The sequence below is a fragment of the Microcoleus sp. K5-D4 genome (genome assembly GCF_036704575.1).
Taxonomy (GTDB): domain Bacteria; phylum Cyanobacteriota; class Cyanobacteriia; order Cyanobacteriales; family Microcoleaceae; genus Microcoleus.
Genome location: NZ_JAUBSD010000100.1, coordinates 1 through 19,963, shown reverse-complemented (window position 1 = coordinate 19,963; position 19,963 = coordinate 1). Strand labels below are relative to the sequence as shown.

The window sequence follows — 19,963 nt, the reverse complement described above, 5'->3', positions numbered from 1 at the left end:
TTTTAGTCCTCATCTAAACTGTTGAACAAATTCTACTAATTTGTCTTCTTCAAAGTTTTTGGTTAATTCAAGCAACTGATTGGCAAAAGGTGCATAACGCATATCTATTGCCTTCAGCTTGCTGGCTCGCTTCTCAATACTGAGGAGTTCACCTTTCATGGCTAAATCGAACAGGACTGCAACTTCTTCCGAAGGGGGAGCAATCAGTTGTTGGTCTTGGATTTGAGAAGGGGGATGGGTGAAGATACCTTCTGAACTGAAAGTTGTTCGCTCATCATAAACCCATTCTAAACGTAAATGGTGGCCCAAGCATTCTAATAACTTTTCTGCCCGAATTGGTTTGAGGAGAAAAGCGTTGCAACCAGCCTGGAAAATGCTTTGGGGTTCGCCGGATAAAATGCTAGCAGAAGTTCCGATCGCGATTACATCCTTCAATGGAGGGATTTTTCTGAGCCGCCTCACCGCTTCAAAGCCGTCCATGACTGGCATTACTAAGTCAATTATAATACAGTCCGGTTGAAATAACAGCGCTTTATTCACGCAGTCTTGACCGTCCGTTGCCTCCATTAATTCAAACCCAATGGGAGCTAAAAGATTAACGAGGACAGAGCGATTTTGCCAGCGATCGTCAACGACTAAAATTTTCCGCCGATCGCCTGAGAAACCCCTGATAATTTTTTCAGGTTCTTTTTGATACCCTTCCCAGCTTTCCGTAATAGGCAACTCTAACTCAAACCAGAAAATACTGCCTTTACCTAAAGAGCTTTGTACTTTCAGTTCGCCGCCCATCATTTCCACTAATTGGCGACTAATTGGCAGCCCTAATCCTGTCCCCTCTATCTGGCTAACTGAACCGCTGGATTGCTCGAAGGGCAAAAATATTTTTGAGAGTTCGTCCGGCGCGATGCCAATGCCTGTATCTTCTACTTGGAAAATAAATTTCGCTGTTAAGGATTCGGGAGTGGCGATGGGTGATGGCAAAGATTGCTGAGTCTCTAGTCTTTCTACTTTAAAACTAACGCCTCCTTTTTCGGTGAATTTTATGGCATTACCGAGTAAGTTGATGAGAATTTGCCGCAATCTTTTTTCATCGGCTTGGACGCAAGTGGGAAGTGGAGTTAGCGGTTCGTAAATCAAAGAGATTCCCTTCTGGTGGGCGCGAATCTGGCAGATTTCTGTAATGCCTTGGAGAAAGTCTGACAGGTGAAACTCGGTGAGGTAGAGTTCCATTTTTCCGGCTTCGATTTTGGAGAGGTCTAGAACGTCATTGATCAGAGTTAGGAGGTGTTCGCCACACTGATGAATGATGTTAATACCAGAATTTTGCTGACTGGTTAAACCTGTGTCTCGTTTGAGGATTTGGGTATAACCTAAAATGCCGTTGAGCGGTGTGCGAAGTTCGTGGCTCATGTTGGCGAGAAATTGGCTTTTGGCGCGGTTTGCGGCTTCGGCGGCTTGCTCGGCTCGCTGTCTCTCTTGAATTTCTACTTCTAGGCGCGTATTTTTGGCTTTTAATTCCTCGGTTCGCTCTTCTACTTTGACTTCTAAAGTGTGATAGAGGTTGGCATTCTCTAAGGCGATCGCAGCTTGTCCCGATAGCATCCGCAAAACTTCTACCCGCTTCGGCGTGAAAGCGCCAGCAATCACGTTGTTTTCTACGTACAGGATGGCAGTTAACTTACCTTGATATAGGATAGGCGCACACAAAATTGATTTTGGTTTGTGGTGGGTAATGTAGGGGTCGGCGTTAAAGATTTCCTCGCGGCCCGAATCATTTAAAACGACATCTTTCTGAGTTCTGGTGACGTAATTAAGTACGGAGATAGGCACTAGCCCAGAAGTTGATACTGGTAAAGATTCCAGCACTCGGACTCCATCTTTAGTCCCCGCCGCTTCTATAACCAGTTGACCCTCTTTTAAGAGAATAAGCGATCCAGTTTCAGCGCCTGCGTTTTCTATCAAAATTTTCATTAACTTGGTGAGCAAGTTAGGTAGAACAATTTCGCTAGAAATGGCACTCGATGCTTTCATTACAGTTGCCAAGTCTAGCAACTCTGTTTGAGCGCCTGTAATGGTCAAAGGAGGAATTGTCATCTTAGGATCGAAAGGGGTTTCGGTGACCGCAGGCGATCGCGCTATTAATTGCGGGTATTTTTCTTCTAGATGTTTAACTTTAGCTAAAGCTCCCCAGCGCATATAGGCATAATAAGCATCGGTCATGTAGGTGCGGGCAATCTTTTCTTTACCCCATGAAAAATAGAATTTAGCAGCGAGTTCGTGAGCTAATGCTTCTTCGTTGATATACTCGTTTTCTTTGGCAAGAGCGATCGCTGTGTCGTACATCTCGATCGCTTCTACTTTTTCGCCTAAAACACGATTTTTTTCTGCCTCTACTAAATAGAATTTATGTAGATGATTCATTGGGGCATAATGCGCCCATTTTTGCAATTTTTCTTGATTGGCTTGTACTCGGTTAAGAATGTCCTGTTGGTCGGACTGCGAAGTTTCAGGATACACAGCTAGCCGTACTAGAGAATCGTAGAAATAGAAGATAACAACAGTTAGCTGCCCTGTAGACGATCCGAAAGAACTTTCTACTTGAGGGATGTTTTTTAAAGCTTCCGCATAATTCTCAAACACATAACACAGCGCAACTTTGTGCAAGTATAAGTAATGAATTGCCAGTTGGTTGTTGGTTTGCTGATATAGCTGCAGCATTTTATCTTCGTCGTAGATTTCCCCCTTTAACTGGCATATATTTTCGCTTCTTCCCATCATGTTTAAGACGGCTTGCCAACAGATTTTTGTATTATTAAGCGCTGTTTCTTGGTTGATTTTATGAATGGCATCTGTGTAAGTTGCTATCTCTCGTTGGAGCTGCATTAGTTGCTTGCCCACAAAAAACGAGTAATGACTCCACACCATGACGGCATAGCCAGCATATTCTAAATCTCCAGTTTCGAGCCCAGTAGAGAAAGCTGCCAGGAAAGGTTCTAAGGTATTTCGGACGTGTTCTTTCCAATGTTGAACGGCAGCATACACTAAGTGGCAAGTCTTGACTTCGATTTCTTTGGCATTTAACTTTGACACTAGACGTAAAGCTAATTGACCGAACTCATAGCCCCGCTCAATATCTCCTACCGCCCCGCAAAGAAGAAGACTGTATACCGCATACGCAAAGGGAGACACAGAAGCATTGCCATATTGAACGGATAAATCGATTTGTTTGCACACTGTTAAAGGCACCAGTACGGGCATTCCAGAATAGCAAGCAGAAAATATACTTGACAAAATCCTGATCGCTGCTAATTGATAAGGATCGGTCATTTCAGGGAGATCGATTAAGTCCTCAATTCGAGTTCCGCTCAAAATTGCCGCAGTTTCCCCCAGCGCCTGCCCAATATCAGATGGGTTTGGCGAGTCGGGAAACTCTACCTCCAACTGCTTTAAGACTTGCAGCCCCGTATTCAATGCTTCCTGCAGCTTGTTCTGCGCCATATAAGCTTGAATCTGGACTTCGTACACTTTTACTATGTCCAATAGCGTTTTGGCGCAGTTTTGTACTATCTCAACGAATCTCTGCATTCTGTCAAAATCACCACTCAAATATGCTGACTCTGCTGCTTCTTCATGCAGCCTTAAAGCCAGTTCATATTGATTGTCCCAACTATCTACCGCTAACAGAGATAAACCCACTTGCAAATATTTGACGGCGGAATCGTGGGCTGTAGCAGCTTTCGCTTTCTGACCTGCAATCAGATTCAATTGGGCTAGTTCATATTTTTGGGATTCATTGGTAAGTAAGTCAGTACCATAATTGAGTTGGTTAACTAAAGCGAAAATATTTTCTTTTCGGTCTTCAGGCGTTGTACTTTGCAGCAGCAGTCGACCGATTTTTAAGTGGGTCTCTTTTTTCTGATCATCGGGAATCAAAGAATAGGCAGCTTGCTGCACTCGGTCATGTAAAAACTTGTAGTCAACCTTCACATCAGTTAAGGTAAAACCGCCCGATTCTTCCTGACTAAATACGAGGGGAATTTTGTATTCATTGCTCAAAGGTAAAATCAACCCAGCTTGAAGTGCTGCCCACAATTGCGCTGCCGTGACTAAGGAAGATTCCTGATTGACAATCGCCAAAACTTCTAAGTTAAAAGTGTTGCCAATACAAGCAGCAAATTTTAATACTTTTTGTGTATCTTCGGGCAATTTGCGTATGTTTCTAGCAATTAGTTCGACAACATTGTAATCGGTGATGCCGATCGCTTGAATTTGCTCGATATTCCATTGCCACACGCCAGAATATAAATCATAAGTCAACAAATCTTCTTGATATAGAGTTTTGAGGAGTTGACTTAAGAAGAAAGGATTGCCTTGCGTTTTATTAAAAAGTAGAGACGCGAAATTTAGCGTCTTTACAGACAGGGATTCCGAACCGCCAGATTCATTTAAAGTATCCGCAATTAATTCTTCGACATGAACTAGGTGTAATGGTTGAAGGACAATATTATTCACCGTCGCACCAGTTTGGCGAATCTTGTCAATTGTTTGAATCGTCGGATGAGTTGGAGAAACTTCGTTATCTCGATATGCCCCAATCAGCAATAAATACTTGCTATCAGAATCAGTTATTAGCAATTCAATTAACTTCAACGATGCTGAATCCGCCCACTGCAAGTCATCGAGGAAGATAACTAAGGGATGGTCAATAGTCGTAAATACGCCAATGAATTGTTTAAAGACTCGGCTGAAACGGTTTTGAGCTTCAGTTGCCCCTAGTTCTGCTACGGGTGGCTGTTTGCCAATAATTAATTCGACTTCAGGGATAACATCAATGATGACTTGTCCGTTATCGCCTAAAGCGGATAAAAGTTTTTCTTTCCAAGTTTGGATTTCTACTTCGCTTTCGGTTAGAAGTTGCTGAGTTAAGGATTGGAATGCTTGAATCAGGGAAGCATACGGAATATTGCGCTTGAACTGGTCAAATTTACCTGCAATAAAATAGCCTCGTTGCCGCACAATGGGTTTGTGAACTTCATTGACCAAAACTGTTTTGCCTATCCCGGAATAACCGGAAACTAGCATTAATTCGGTTGTGCCACTGGCAACGCGCTCGAAAGTTTCTAGAAGTTTTTCAATTTCTTGGTTGCGACCGTAGAGCTTTTGCGGTATGTTTAATTGCCCTGCTTTATCCGCACTTCCAACAACAAAGTTGGAAATATATCCGCTAGCCTGTAGTTTGATCAAGCAAGTTTCTAAGTCAAATTTTAGTCCTTCAGTGCTTTGGTAGCGGTCTTCAGCATTTTTAGCTAATAACTTCATCGCAATCGCTGAAATTTGTGGTGGGATTTCAGGATTTAGCTGGTGAGGGGGAATGGGAGTTTTGGCAATATGGCTGTGTACCAATTCCAGCGGGTCTGTGGAATTAAAGGGCAACTCGCCTGTGAGCATTTCATAGAAGGTAACGCCTAGTGAATAAAAATCAGTGCGGTAGTCAATTGACCGATTCATCCGGCCAGTTTGTTCTGGCGACATATAGGCGAGTGTGCCTTCGAGCAAATCTGGATGGCTGAGCGTCGAATTTTCTCGCTCCAGGCGCGAAGCGATGCTGAAATCAATAAGTTTAACTTTTTCAGTGGCTGGGTTGATGATAATATTTTGTGGTTTTACATCTTTATGAATAATGTTATGTTTGTGGAGTTCTGCTAAGGCAGAGACAAGCTGGAGACCCAAAAAAAGAAATTGAATGATTGTGAGTTTTTTACCATTCATCCAATCGTTGAGAGACTCGGAGCCTGAATCTTCTAATATCAGTGCTAAACCGTTTTTATAGCTTTCTAAACTAATGGCTTTGACAATCGATTCTACGTTCAAGCTGTGCAGGATTTGATATTCGTGTCGCAAGCGGGTGATGTCAGAAAGAGTGGGATACTCAGCCTTTAGCCTTTTGACGATCACGCTGGAAAAGTCCGAATCCTTCCGAGCGCGATCGACTGAAGTTCTTATCCCGCTGTGGAGGGTTTCAACGAATTGATAGCCAGCTAAGTTGAGAGTCATTGTTATTCTACGGAGCGCAAGGAAATTGAGCGTGAGGTTAAGGCCGGTTTTAAAACTTAATTATTGTTAGAGCTGATTGTAACATAGTAGTTTACTCAACAAAAGTGAGCTCATGTTTCGCTTCTGGCCATCCTGGTCTCATGAGATTGTGTTGTTAACTGTAGTGCCTCAATGCGCGTTTTGGGTGTTTGTTGAGGGATTAGTCGGCTGCACTTTCTGTTGGGGTGTCGAGCGAGTGTTTTCCCGTTGCTGATAATTACAGCGTATTCCAGATTTATGAAGTACAGTATCAGCAGCTTGTAAACCAGTTTTTGAAGTGCTTGGTATTGACCAAATCAAGCGCCGTAGCAAGTATTACGTCAACCATCTTGGTAGTTTTTGGTGAGAACGGATGTAAAAAAATTCCGTTGTGATCACCATAATTTTATCTGATTAAAATCCGGAGAATAGGGTGATAAATTCAGGACATTGGCACCAGCCGCTGGAATCAATGGTTCAATTACCGCCAACTTATGAGCTGGTATATTATCAATTCACTTCGACTGTACTATCCCCTAAGTTGGGTACTAAAAAGTGTTGAATAAAGACTTCAAAAGCCTGACCCTCCATTGACCAATTTATGGTTTTTAATCCTACTACTTGTTTTAATCTGATGGCTCCGACTACTGTAACTTTTTTACCCCGATAAAAGGGTTTTAAATCGTAGACTCTATGACCACATTTTGAAGGTGCATGGGTTCGTGTCAACCCCAATAAAACGCCAATTTCCTCCAAAAAAACCAGGTTGTCAGGGTCAAATTTTTTCACCTTTTCCCAATATTCACACCTCAGAAGGTACTTCTTTCAGTGGCAGACTGACTACTGCGTATGGTCTTTTTTTTCGCGTCAAATTTTGTTTTTGTAGTTCACGACACATCATGCTAGGACTGACAGCTTCCTTGTAGTTCAAACGCCAATATTCACAATATTCTGACAACGTGCTATTCGGATATTTTTCTACCATCTGGGTCAATTCCGTCCGGCGCGAGTTTAACACACTTTTGGCGCTTCCACCCTGTTTTCCGGGTTGAACATGACCAGTCGTTTGTTTTTGTTTTAAAATTTTTTGAACAAACCCTTTACTCACATCAAATCTGGCGGCTATTTTCCTAATTGATGTATCACCTTGTTCATAGATTTTAACTATTTTCTCACGCAACTCGATCGAATAGGGTTTCATTTCTTTCGCTTATGTACTAAATACACTGTATCATATATACGTGGAATATACTCTATTTAATCAAAAGTATAAAAAATGGCGTTTGTCAAGTACAAACGCCATTTTATAGAATTACAAACGTGGCGTCTTATCTTGTTTAAACGACGCTAACAATTCGCGAATTTGGTCGGCCGCAATCTCGCGCCCGCCCAAACCAAAAGCTAGAGCAATGCCAACTGCGATCGCCCCAAGCAGCAACCCGAAAGCCAAATTCACAATATCGCTGCCAATGCCCATTTGTTGCAGCGCCAAGGCCGAAACAAAAGCAATAATCGCGATCCGAGCCGTTTGGCCCAAAAGCCGCGCTTGGCGAGTTCCAGAACTGGCAATCAAACTAAAGGCCAGATTCGCCAAATACAAGCCGATCGCAAATACCACCAAACCAGCCAGCACCCGACCTGCAACCAGGACAATACCGCTAACAATCGCCGTCAGCGCTGGAATCCGCAGCACATCGGTAGCAGCCACCACAGCAAACAGCATGATGCCCACCTGCACCACGATGCCGACAAACTCAGAAGGAGTGCGGACCGGAAGTTCCGGTTCCTGAAGAATCGTTGCCTCCGGATCGATCGAACTCGGCGGTAGCCGCAGTCGCTGTTTCGGCTGTTGCACTCCCAACCAAGAAAAGACATTGTTAAAGCCAATTCCCGTCAGGATATTAGTCACCAAATCGCTGATCCAGCGACCCAAAAAGTAAGCAACCCCCAGAATTAGCGCTGCTGTAAAAATGTTGGGAAGCGCGCCCAGAACCGTGTTGAGCATCGCGATTGCCGGCTGCGAAATCGCCTGAATGTCCAAAGCGTTCAGAGCTGCGATCGCCGTTGGAATCAAAATCAAAACATAGACTATCGTCCCGACAATCCACGACAGCGATTGTCCGCCCGAAGTCCGCGAAATTCCAAACCGAGCGCCCAAACCGTCCGCCCCAGCAGCGGCCAACAGATTCGTGACAATCCGCCGCACCACCATAGCCAGTAGCCAGCCCACAAACCCAATCAGCACAGCTTCCAAAATTTTCGGAATTGCCGCCAGAATTTGGTTGAGTAAATTATTAACCGGCAGCAGAGCCTGCTGCATTTCCAGTGAGTCGAGAATCAGTGGCAAAAACAGCAGAAAAATGAACCAGTACAGCGCATTGGCCACAGTATCGCTCAGCAGCAAAGGGCGCTCAGTGGGCGCTGCGCCCACCTCCTGATTCAAGCGCTCGTCCACGCTAAAAGCCCGCATCGCCCGCGATACGGCCATTTTGGCTACAGTTGCCAACACCCAAGCAATCCCCAACCAAATTAGCGCGCCGGCTAACTTCGGCAAGAAACCGGTAATTTGATTGAGAAAAGTATTGAGGGGTTGCGAGACAGCCGTTAGATTCAGGCGGTTGAAAAAGGCAATTAGGAAAAAGATAAAAATGATCCAGAACACCGCTGCGGAAATCCATTTTTCCACTTGCGGGGCTCCAGCTCCTTCCGGTCGGCCGGTAATCCAAGCAGCCAACCGATTGTCGATCGTAGTCTTCTTGAGCAATCCCCCGACTACAGATGAGACGAGGGCTGATACTATCAAGCCAATTAGCAGGATACCGACTGCCCAGAGGAGATTTTCAATGTTTGAGCCCTGAAGGAAATTGTTAATTCCGCGTTCGGCATCTGTCAGCGGATTCCCGGGCTGGGCCTGGGCCAAAATGCGATCGGACAAAGCCGCTATGGGGCCCGATATCGGCTGAGTTATTTCTTGCCAAGTTTCATTCATTTTTTTCTCAGGTTAACGTCACATTTGACAAGGAGAAGACGAAACTTTAATAATAGTTCCAAAAAATCTAGGCATCGCCTAAATTTAATATTTGTACACTTTTAATGTACTGGGTTAACTACAAAACCCTCTATCGAATTTGGGATCAACCCATCTCCTACTGCTTTTGGGCCAATATTCAAAAAACCGTTTACATCGGCCTTTATGAAGCGTCCAGTTTGGGTTCTGAACAATCCTCTTTTTACCCTACTGCCAATGTAGTCGGAATGTTGTTAAATTGGTTCCAAATCCAAAGCTGAACATTTGGAGGTGTAACTCTCCTCACCTAACCCAACTTGAATTCCCGCAAGTTGTCCTTTGTACTACAACATTTGCACAAACCGGCAATGGGGAATACAGGGAAAATTTTGATTATTAACTTTACCAGTATTAATCCCATCTTTAAAATCATCGTTCCCGCCTATAGCCAGCAAGCCCATTTGATGATTAACCAGTCCTTTAATAATTGCGGAACTCGTAGTGTAGAGGTAGTAATCCACTTTACAGTTACGCTTGTGCCACAATTGGGCGACTTTTTTACGGTTTTTTTGCGCTACGGGCAGCAATGATTTCAATGCCGATGAAACTTGATTGCAGTATTGGTTTCTTGACTTAACACCCTGTCCCTCGTAGATTGTCGGTACTAACCCAGGAACATTGTAGGTTAATGTTGCCAGATTGTTTAATCCTAAACCTATAGCAGCTACTCTCTGATTAATTTGTAAAGGCTGTTCTAACTTTTCCGAGAACACCTCGACAACATAACAACCTACTTTGGGAACAATCCGGATTTCCAGAAGCGAGATGACTTTTGAGCGCAACCAAATATTAGTCCCAGAGGAACGATAATATCCTTTTTGTAAGGCTTTTTTGCTGACAGCTTGACAATTAAATACAACAACATAGCGCCCCTCCTCTTTTGTTCGCTCTCTTGAACCTTTATAATGAGGGATTTTCGGGGCGGCTTTAAATTTAGTCGTGTCTTCCTGATAGTTTCGCACCCCCAGATAGTAGCTAGTCCTTGCTTTGATCATTAAGCCGAGGGTGCTTTGTGCTACCTTTGCAGGCAGTGATTTGTAATCAGGACTTGTTTTGAGCGCGTGATAAACAGCCAGAGCGTTTGTTTGTTGGCGAGCGAAAAAGTTTTGACGGTAGATGTAATTAGCGCTATTGTAAATATTTTTGCAAAGCAAAGACAGTCTATCGGCTTCTCGATAAAACCTATGGTTTGGTTTAATGATGTGCCTTTCGACTAACTTCATAATCAGTATATATACTTTATTTCAAGATGATACACTGTATTTATGAGTGTGTCAATCTTTTAATTTCTGGGAAAATTGACGTTACAAGTAAATAAAGGACTATCAAGTAAGCAAAGTTTTGTAATACCCTCCTTGTTGCAGGTTCTCATGTCAATTCGTCAAGTTTTCGAGCAATCCATTGAAATTCGCGCTGCTGCTACTCTGGTAGAGCAATGTATAGTCGATCGCACTTTAATGCACAAGTGGCTCAATCCCCTGCTACGCTGCGATCCCCAGGGCGAATGGGATACTACCGTAGGAAGTCGCAGCTTATTTATCATAAAAATTCCGGTTTTGCAACCCTCTTTAGAGAGTGTTGTGTTGGAGCGACAACCCGGTTTAATTGTTTGGGGGTTTGACGGATTTTTCAAAGGATGCGATCGCTGGGAATGCCAGCCGCAAATCCAAGGAACTCTCTTGATTAACCGCTTTGAATTTCAAATTCCCAATCGTTTAATTAGATTTGGTTTCAATCGCTTTGCAGCCCCTTGGACAGAAAAAGATATGAAAGACCAACTCCGCCGACTCAAGCGGGTAGCCGAGCAACTATCTCAAAGAATGGGTAAGGGGTAATGGATAATGGGTAATTGGGAACTTTTACCCTCGCGTAGCCGAAGAATTGGTAATGGGTGATGAGTAATTGCTAATAGCTGAAAGCTAGAGCTAATAGGAAAAAAAGCACCAATTCCCAATTCCCCATTCCCCCTTCCCTCCAACTTCAGTTATTTATTTCGCACTTCCCGATGGAGTGGGCTGACAAATCATTTCTCTCGCCGAATTCACGGCTTGGTTAGCCGTATTTTGCAAAGCCGGGGAATTCTGATACAAAGCTTGCAAATCTTGCACATCTTTAATCACTCGTTCGTAAATAACCATCGCTTGATTGCCGTCAACTTCTAAAGCAGCAGGGCTGTAATTTTGCATCAATTCAATCAGCGATATTTTGCCATCTTTGGAAGCGGCGACTAAAGCATCGCGCAGTGCGGGCACGCTTTGAAGCCGAGCACTCGGCGCATAAGCAACCTCGCCCAATTGTTTAAAAACAATTTCCCCAAAATAAGTGCTTGCTAGCCGCGCTACTAATTGGGAATCTAAAGGCACTTCTCGCGTTAATATTTCGCGCATCGACTGGGGAGTTTGTTTCGCAAGACTCAGAACGCTTTGCAGTTGAGATGATGCTTGGCCGGTTTGTGCAAAGCTTTGCAAGTCGCTCATCGGTAATGTTACGTCAACAGCACCGTATTTTACGGTAACATTATCTAATGCAAAGGCTTTGCCGCTGCTTAGGAATACTGCACTTGTTCCCAGCAAAAGCGCCAAACCTAATGATAAAGACTTTGACATTCTTTTGGTTAAATGGGCTGACAGCGGTTGCATTCCGTTGAGATAACCTTGTAGAAACTGAAAGTTCATGAGTTTGTGCCTCTTTACGTCAAAATACTTTTTCGATCGGTCGTCTGTGCAGGTATCTGTGCGGGTATCAGTCGGAAAAGTGGAATCGGGATTTCCGTAAATGACCTATAATTTTACAGTTATGTCCCGCAAATTCCACCTATCAAAAGATAGGTGTTAATTGACAATTAATATGTTATGATTACCCGTTTGACAATCTTAGATACCGTTGCAAAAATTATAAAAGCGAAATTGGGTCGTCGGGCAGCAGTTTATTGAGTGTCGCTTGAATAGGTCTTATAGTGTGCGATCGATACCGAATTTAAGTTCACATATCCCGATCGAGCCGATCGACCAATTGGCGAATTCTAGCAGCATCAGGAGCATTCGGAGCATTTCTCAGATATAGTTCCAAATCGTGGCGCGCTTCGACCAAGCGTCCCAGTTGATAATAGAGAATTCCGCGATCGCGCCGTTCCCCCAGCGCATCGGGAAACAGCAGCAAAATCCGTTCGATCGCTAAGAGTACCCTCGAAGCATCTCCCTGTTGCAAGTAAATCGCCTTCAGATTTCCCAGCATTCGCCCTAATAAATGTCGGCGACTTACCGGGGCGAGAAAAGCCGGCTGCAACTCCATAGGTTGACCATAAATTTGAGAAAGTCTGGCTTGACAATCTTCAGGAAACAATATCTCGCCGCCGTTAAACGCATCAACAAAAATACCAGCCTCTTCAAAATCCGGTCTAATTAAAAAATGTCCTGGCATCCCAATTCCCACCATCGGAAAATCAATGCGCTTAGCAACCTCCAAATAAACCAAAGATAAAGAGATCGGAATGCCAGTACGCCGATCAATCACTTCATTCAAAAAACTATTGCGGGGGTCGTAATAATCAACATCATTGCCCGCAAACTGCAACTCCCCGTATAAATAGCCGTTAATAGTTTGAATAATCCGCAGCGGATAATTCTGTGCCGGCAGGCGATCGCGCACTTCATCTGCGATCGTGTCGAGAGCGTTGAGATACTCCTCTGGCTCTAAATGTGGGTATTCTTCCAAAGCCATATAAAGAGCAGCTTTCGCCAGGTCGATCGAGCCATCAGGCTGATTTATTTCTCGATAAAATAGTTGTCGGGCGATCGGAAAATCCATATTTATGATTTATTTGATTTTAATTGACATTTTATACGAATATCCAGTTGCCCAAAAAAATATTAAAAACATCTCTCTTCTCTTCCTCTCTGCGTTCTCTGCGCCCTCTGCGGTTCAAAAAAAACAGTCTTGTATGTAACGCGCACCTTACAGCTTAACTTTTAACCTTCAAATCCCGTGACTTTTACCAATCACCCAACTGCGGCGAAAAATCCGAGCCAGAGTCGATTCTTCCAAAGCAAAATAGATAGGGCGGCCGTGAGGACAAGTGCGCGGATTGCGAGTTTGCTGCCATTCATCCAACAAATTTTGCATTTGGGAAAGACTCAAAGGAGTACCGTTTCGCATAGCGCTACGGCAAGCAGTCGCAACTTGAGCCGCTTGTAAATCTGCGACTTTACTGAGTTCAAAAAGCGCATCCGCACAGTCATCTCGCTCGGCTAACAATTCAGGAACTTCACGGACAGCCCATAGCTGTTCGCCAAAACTTTCTACTTCCAAATCCAAGCGGGATAAATTCTCAATTTGCAGCGCAGATAATTGACTGAGAATCACTGGTTTTTCTAGACTTTTTAGCTGCCAAGCCGCGCACAATTGCTCGTACAAAACGCGCTCGTGAGCGATGTGTTGTTCCACCAACCACATTCCGCTGGAATGTTCCGCAACAATGTAAGTATTGTGAACTTGAGCGATCGCCCTCAATTCCATCAATCCTATTTTATTAGCTTTTTCCTGTTCGCCGTCTTCATCATTCTGCCTAGCCGAAATCCCGACACTGTAAGCACTTTTTTGTTCCGATGCCTTCAGCAATTTTCCCACTCGATCGGGAATTGGGGCAGGTGGCAAAACTTCATCGTTCAAATGCAAAGCACGAGCAATTGCCGCGCTAACTTGTGCTTGCCAAAAACTCGGATCGTGCAGATAAATTTCAACCTTAGCGGGGTGGCGGTTCCAGTCGATTTCTGAAGGGGAGATTTGCAGGTGGACAAAACACACGGGATAGCGATCGCGCGGACAAGTGCGGGCAAAGGCGCTGAGAATAGTTTGCTCTAATTCCGGCGAGCGCACAACTCGCCGATTTACCCCAACTTTCACCCAATCCGGCCGCCTGCGGTGACACCGATCCGGCAAACCAATTACTAATTCCAAACGCTGGGAATGGGGCATTTGGAATTGGGAACTGGCAACTGGCAATTGGTAATTAGGCTTAACTGTAGCGCCAACAAGTGGAGTTTCTACTAATAAATTTGCTGCTTTCTGATTTTGAGGACTCGCAGGCAAATCTAACTTTAAATATTGCAAATCGCTCGATCGCACACCGCGCACGAATTGAGGTAAAAGTTGTTCCGCTGTGCTACCAGGAGTTACGTGCAAACAAGGCGTGTTTCCTTGACGCAACTGCCAATTAACGTGCGGGTGACAAATAGCAATTTGTTGAAGAGTTAATTGGATCGATCGCATTTGCTGTGCCGGCGACAAAAAACTGCGGCGCACAGGCCAATTGCCAAACAAATTATCAACAGTCACCACCGTACCCGGAGCGATCGCCGCTGTTTCCACCTCTACAGCTTGGCCTGCGTTATTGTAAACCACCCGCCAGCCCGATCGAGCATTTTCAACTTCCCCCTTGTTAAACGATGATTTGGCGGGAGTTTGCGCCGACTCTCGATTTTCCGAAACATCCCCCAATCCCAAATCATTCGATCGGCTCAAAACCTCCAAACAGCCCAACTGAGCTAAACTGTGCAAAGCTTCCCCACGAAATCCCAAAGTATCAATTTTGTAAAGGTCAGCTTCAGTGGTAATTTTGCTCGTACTGTGAGGCGAAGCCGCCTGCTGCAAATTTTCCAGATCCATTCCCGTACCATTATCTGCAACTTGCACCCGCCATTGTTCCGGCCAGACAGAAACAACGATGCGAGTTGCGCCAGCATCCAGAGAATTTTCAACTAATTCTCGTACCGCAGCGGCGATCGAGTCAATGACTTCGCCGGCGGCAATTAAATTGATAACTTCTGTGGGTAAGGTTTGAATAGTAACTGGCATCAAATTTTTAGCAGTTCGTTAATTCAATTATACTGGATTCTCCAAGTCGCTACACAGTATTAGGGCTTACGCTCTTAAACCCTGTTTATTAGGAAAATATTGTTTTATCACAAGATATATACTCATCAACTAATTCACTGATGCTGAGTTAGAAAGTCCTAAGTATAATCTTCCTACCTACTTAATTTAGCTCTGCTAAAACCATGATTTTCGGCAAGCGGATGTAAAAAGTTGTGCCTTTTCCGTCCTCTGACTCATAACTAATTTTTCCTTTGTGAGCCTCCACGATCGACTTAACAATTGCCGTTCCCAATCCAGTACCAGTCCGCTTGCCATAAGTCACAAACGGTTCAAATAACTTTTCCTTAATTGTCGGTGGAATGCCGGGGCCGTTATCGTAAATGCTAATTTCGGCCCACTCCTCACTTTGTGTCACCGCAATCTCCACCCGACCCCCTCTTCCGCCAAAAGCCTCAACAGCATTCCCAACTAAATTTTGTAAAACGCGCAAAATCTTATTTTCATCCGCTTCCACTATTACTTCTGTCACCCGTACTGCTAAATCTACTTTTGCTGCTTCACAATAAACTCTGTTCAACTTTTCAAACTGCTGCAACGTCTGAATTAAATTAATTGGTTTCTTATTAAATACAGAATTTCCTCTCGAAAATTCTAAAACTTCTTCAGCCATCCCCAACATTCGATGAACCTGCAATTGAATAAGTTCACACCACTCCTGAGTTTCCTCATCTGGGTGCATTTCTTTTAGCATTTCACTGGAGAGTTTAATGCCGGTAAAAGGACTTTTGAAATCGTGAATAATTGTACTCACCATTTCTCCTACCAATACCATTTTTTGTTTGTGTACCAACTGGCTAACATATTGATCCGTGGTATCCCGTAAATTTTTAGTAATGAAACTAAACATTTGGAGTACCGAACTGCCTTTAGCAAACTGGAGAGTTGCTATGAGTTCTTCACGGGCTATTTTGGCCAAAGTCGAGCCTGCAACTGCCACAGCCCTAGCACTGCGAGGCTCTCCGTCTAAAACTCCGAGTTCGCCAAAATAATCGTCTGGCTTAGCCACAGCAACAGTTTGATATTTATTTTTTTCAAGCCGCTTGCTAAACTCGACTTTACCTTCTAAAACTAGATAGAAAAAATCCGCTGTTTCTCCTTCTTCAAAAACCAGCGTTTCCTCATCAAAACTCTCCAAAACAGCTATTTGGCAAAGGTGAGCAGCTTGCTCTGGTTCAAAATAAGACATAAATCGATGAGATGCCAGATCCATGTGAAAATACCTAAAGCTTAATTTAAACAGTTTCTTTTTTCTATTTTCGCCGATCACCATCGGTGCGTTAATAAAATACAATACAGCTTTAATCTGCCTCTCTTTTCTAGCCTCCTAGGCTTTGACGCAAGGATCAGCGTCGGGATGCAGAGCGAGACTAGCATAGCAGCAGCAGTAATCTCACCAAAATTCTCAGTTAATTGACTAAAATACATAAGTATTGTACTATTTTTTAGATGGAAATTGGATGTGCGGGGGGATTCTCCGGCCACCTCAGAAGATTTTAACTGTAGAGATATCGTGTAATTTAAATGTCGCTCAACCGAGTTTACAAAAATTAACGATCGCCCGATAAAACGATCGCAGCATTCTGCCCGCCAAAGCCAAAACTTAAACAAACCGCATTTCTGACAATAGCCGATCGCGCACAGCGAACAAAATCTAATTCAAACCCCGGTTTTTTCATTCCTACGCAAGGCGGCAACATCTGATATTTAATGCTCATCAAACAAAAAGCCACACCCAAAGCTCCCGAAGCTCCCAAAGTATGACCCGTCGCCCCCTTAGTCGAACTAACAGCAACTCCTGGGTGAAATAACTTCTCAATTAACAGTGCTTCGTGTCGGTCATTTAACTCGGTTGCAGTACCGTGAGCATGAATAAAATCTATATCAATGGCGGCTAAATTGCTGCGTTTCAAACATTGATTTACCGCGGCGATCGCACTTTCCCCCCCCAGTTCCGGCGCATTAGCATGGCAAGCATCATTTGTCAAGCCAAAACCGGAAATTTGACCGTAAATTTTAGCACCACGACGCCTTGCCAACTCGGCCGATTCTAATACAAATAAAGCCCCGCCTTCACCGAGCACAAAGCCTGCCCGATTTTCGTCAAAGGGATAGCACCCATTGTTTGCCAAAGCACCCATCCGGCTAAATCCAGCCAGAGTCAGCGGTGTAATTGGCGCTTCCACAGCACCTGCGATCGCCCGCTGACACTCACCAGTGCGGATTAAATCAACAGCGCGGGCGATCGACCAAATACCCGTGGCACAAGCAGCCATCGGCGCAAATACTGGCCCCGTCGAACCAATTGCCCTAGCCGCTGCGATCGCCCCCATGTGAGGCAAAAAATTCACAAATTGAGAATTGGTAATCGGTAATTGGGAATTGGGAATTGGGAAGTGGGAATCGGTAATTGGGAATTCCCTTGCTTCTTGCGACTTCCCTCTTCCCAATTCCCTCAGACTTCTTCCAACTTCCCTCTTTCTTCCATCCGTTACATCCCGTACATTGCTCGTTGCCGAACTTCCTTCGCTTGCCAACAGTTCCAAATTTGCCTGGAAGCCTCGGCTAGAACCGATCACAATCCCGCAATCGCGCAAAGGCAAAGTCAAATTAGCATCTTGCACAGCATCTATTAAAACCTGTCGAATTAAACTCATTAAATCGACAGGTTTTGTGCCAATTAAAGCCAAAGGTCGCCGTTCAAGTTCTATAAAAGGTTGATGTTGCCGAATTCCTGATTCCCCAGACAACAATCTTTTCCAGCTACAATCCAGAGTGCCTAAAGCAGAAACCAGCCCGATTCCCGTAACAACAACATCCACAAATGCCCTCAGCTTCCCAAATTTTTAGTCATTAGTTATTAGTTATTAGTTATTTATGATTGGAACTAATTATTAACTACTAAGCAACGAGCAACAACTGATATCGTTTCCGGTTGCATCGGAATAATAAAATCGAGTCAACCGTCAACAGTCAACAATCATCTCGATCGTGCAACCGGAATTGATATGACGAGTTACGACTGACTATTGACTACTGAACAGGCTTAAAATTTTCCAAACCCTGAGTAACAGTAGCCTTATCAATGCGATCGCCCGCTTCAATCTTATCAATCACATCCATTCCTTGCTTCACGTACCCAAAAACCGCATAGCTACCGTCCAAAAACGGTACATCGGTCAAAGTAAAGTAAAACTGAGAAGAAGCCGAATCAGGACTCTGCGATCGAGCCATAGCAACAGCCCCGCGACTGTGCATCAACACGGGTTTATCCTTAACCCCAGCTTCTTGTAGCGTCGCGCTGTAAGTCGGATTTGCAGCACCTTTAGCTTTAATTTCTAGAGGAATCCTGCGTTCGGCAGTAGTTTTTGGGTCAATAAAACCACCAGTTCCCAGCCGCGCCGTAGGGAATTTAGGGTCTTTACCTTGGGGGTCGCCGCCTTGAACTACAAAAGGCTGAGGTTCCCGCACGACTCGGTGAAATACCAGCCCGTCGTAGACTCCTTTCTGAACCAAATCGACAAAATTGCCCGCAGTAATTGGCGCATTTGTGCCGTCGAGTTCGATCGTAATTGGAGCACCTTTAACCGTCATCACCACCGTTGCTTTTCCTTCCAATCGTGGCAAATTGCTAAATTGCGAACTCGCCGCTACAGCAGCAGGAGACGGAGACGGAGACAAAGAAATATTTTCACCCGACGCCGGATTCGATGTGGGAGTCGAGTTTGCCACAGGGGAATTACCGCAGCCTCCGACAAACAACGCGCCAATTATTAAAAGTGAGAACAACCACCGCTGAATTTTGACTTGCATTTGCATTTGTATTTTCACTTTCACTTTCACTCAATGATGTAAGGTGCGCAATGCGCACCCTAGACTTATCGATTTACCAGGGATAATTTGCACCGCTTCGTGCTCACCCAATATTTATCGATTTGGTGCGCATTGCGCACCCTACGAGACATTACTAATCGAAAATCGAAAATCAAAAATCCCTAAAGTCCTTCTAGGGGAACTTGCAAAAATCGAGCCAATTCGGCTGCTTGATTTTCCACTTGCGACAAAGCAATCGGCTGTCCGACTCTAGTCAGGGGAAACTGACGGCGGTCTTTAAGCTTAAGATAAATACTGCGACGGGGACTGAGACCTTCTTTAATGTCTACCCGCACAGATTGCACATCCGATGTCTTGCAATTAAAATCAACTTTGCGGTTTTTGCCGGGAAAACCCCAGCGAAAGATCCGAATGTTACCAGTTTGCCGATCGAACTCGTTGTAACCGCCACCGACATCCCAGAGAATAGTCAGCCACAGGTAAAGCGCCAAAAGCACGCCACAGACACCGTAGAAACCCATCGCAATGCCTTGGGGGATGAAAACAAGCTGAGTCGGGTCAGCAAAAGGCAGCAGGTTAACGTGCAAGTAGCTGGAAATGCCCGACAGCAGGAAACCAGTCCCTCCAATGCTGACCACCGTCGCCCACCAGTAATTGCTGAAGCGGCGGGAGCCCAAAACCGGGTAGCGCAGGACAGGATCGATCGAGGTCATTGTTTTTGCAGTCATAAAATTAAACAGCCTTAAAGCCAAATCTTAATTCAATTAGCCCACCGAGCGTCACGCTTCGCTGACGAGATCGCGATCGACCGATCGGCATTGTGTATCAACTCCTGCTAATTATGTTGAAAAATTCTGAACTTCTAATATATAGTTATGTTAACTTTAATTAGAAACCTTAGTCTTTTAACAAGCAAAAGGATTTTACCGCAATGACAATCGCAGTCGGACGCGCCCAGACCGAAAGAGGCATCTTTGATGTACTCGACGACTGGCTCAAACGCGATCGCTTCGTCTTCGTAGGCTGGTCTGGCATCCTGCTATTCCCCTGCGCCTACCT

The 19,963-nt window shown here is 44.5% G+C and carries 13 protein-coding genes and 1 pseudogene; 2 read left to right on the top strand and 12 right to left on the bottom strand.

Annotated features, from left to right (window positions below; translation table 11 throughout):
* Positions 1–9: 9 nt before the first annotated feature.
* From QUA77_RS24495 to QUA77_RS24475, 5 genes are all read right to left on the bottom strand, one after another.
* Positions 10–6,054: an AAA family ATPase gene (locus tag QUA77_RS24495; RefSeq protein ID WP_333453075.1), complete on the bottom strand. Its 6,045-nt coding sequence runs from the start codon at positions 6,052–6,054 to the stop codon at positions 10–12.
* A 528-nt stretch (positions 6,055–6,582) separates the two neighbouring features.
* Complete coding sequence (locus QUA77_RS24490; protein WP_333453073.1) at positions 6,583–6,861, bottom strand: hypothetical protein; 279 nt, start codon at positions 6,859–6,861, stop codon at positions 6,583–6,585.
* A 13-nt stretch (positions 6,862–6,874) separates the two neighbouring features.
* Positions 6,875–7,273: a transposase gene (locus QUA77_RS24485; protein WP_333453071.1), complete on the bottom strand. Its 399-nt coding sequence runs from the start codon at positions 7,271–7,273 to the stop codon at positions 6,875–6,877.
* Between the two features lie 111 nt (positions 7,274–7,384).
* Positions 7,385–9,061 carry a mechanosensitive ion channel gene (locus QUA77_RS24480; protein WP_333453070.1) on the bottom strand — a complete coding sequence of 559 codons (1,677 nt, stop codon included), beginning with the start codon at positions 9,059–9,061 and terminating at the stop codon, positions 7,385–7,387.
* 362 nt (positions 9,062–9,423) lie between these two features.
* Positions 9,424–10,362 (bottom strand): transposase, encoded by a 939-nt coding sequence (locus QUA77_RS24475; protein ID WP_333453068.1) that lies wholly within the window; start codon positions 10,360–10,362, stop codon positions 9,424–9,426.
* Positions 10,363–10,509: 147 nt separating this feature from the next.
* Here QUA77_RS24475 and QUA77_RS24470 point away from each other — a divergent pair, with 147 nt between their 5' ends.
* Positions 10,510–10,974, top strand: coding sequence for an SRPBCC family protein (locus QUA77_RS24470; protein WP_333039545.1), 465 nt, complete (start codon positions 10,510–10,512; stop codon positions 10,972–10,974).
* Positions 10,975–11,127: 153 nt separating this feature from the next.
* Here the strand turns inward: QUA77_RS24470 and QUA77_RS24465 are convergent, their stop codons facing one another.
* The 7 genes from QUA77_RS24465 to QUA77_RS24435 all read right to left on the bottom strand — a co-directional run bounded on the left by QUA77_RS24465 (position 11,128) and on the right by QUA77_RS24435 (position 19,632).
* Positions 11,128–11,814 carry an alpha/beta hydrolase gene (locus QUA77_RS24465; protein ID WP_333453066.1) on the bottom strand — a complete coding sequence of 229 codons (687 nt, stop codon included), beginning with the start codon at positions 11,812–11,814 and terminating at the stop codon, positions 11,128–11,130.
* A 307-nt stretch (positions 11,815–12,121) separates the two neighbouring features.
* Positions 12,122–12,946 (bottom strand): transglutaminase family protein, encoded by an 825-nt coding sequence (locus tag QUA77_RS24460; RefSeq protein WP_333064054.1) that lies wholly within the window; start codon positions 12,944–12,946, stop codon positions 12,122–12,124.
* A gap of 168 nt (positions 12,947–13,114) precedes the next feature.
* Entirely contained in the window at positions 13,115–14,992 is a 1,878-nt protein-coding gene (gene mutL, locus QUA77_RS24455) for a DNA mismatch repair endonuclease MutL (RefSeq protein ID WP_333453064.1), read from the bottom strand.
* Positions 14,993–15,173: 181 nt separating this feature from the next.
* Positions 15,174–16,283, bottom strand: a complete 1,110-nt coding sequence (locus QUA77_RS24450; RefSeq protein WP_333453062.1) for an ATP-binding protein — start codon at positions 16,281–16,283, stop codon at positions 15,174–15,176.
* A gap of 337 nt (positions 16,284–16,620) precedes the next feature.
* Complete coding sequence (locus tag QUA77_RS24445; protein ID WP_333453059.1) at positions 16,621–17,892, bottom strand: beta-ketoacyl synthase N-terminal-like domain-containing protein; 1,272 nt, start codon at positions 17,890–17,892, stop codon at positions 16,621–16,623.
* Positions 17,893–18,103: 211 nt separating this feature from the next.
* On the bottom strand, positions 18,104–18,889 hold the full coding sequence (locus QUA77_RS24440) for a peptidylprolyl isomerase (RefSeq protein WP_333453084.1): 786 nt from the start codon (positions 18,887–18,889) through the stop codon (positions 18,104–18,106).
* Positions 18,890–19,065: 176 nt separating this feature from the next.
* Positions 19,066–19,632, bottom strand: a complete 567-nt coding sequence (locus QUA77_RS24435; RefSeq protein ID WP_333039529.1) for a photosystem I assembly protein Ycf4 — start codon at positions 19,630–19,632, stop codon at positions 19,066–19,068.
* Between the two features lie 203 nt (positions 19,633–19,835).
* On the opposite strand from QUA77_RS24435, the pseudogene QUA77_RS24430 reads away from it, so the two are divergent.
* Positions 19,836–19,963: pseudogene (locus QUA77_RS24430) on the top strand (photosystem II D2 protein (photosystem q(a) protein)); the annotation flags it as partial.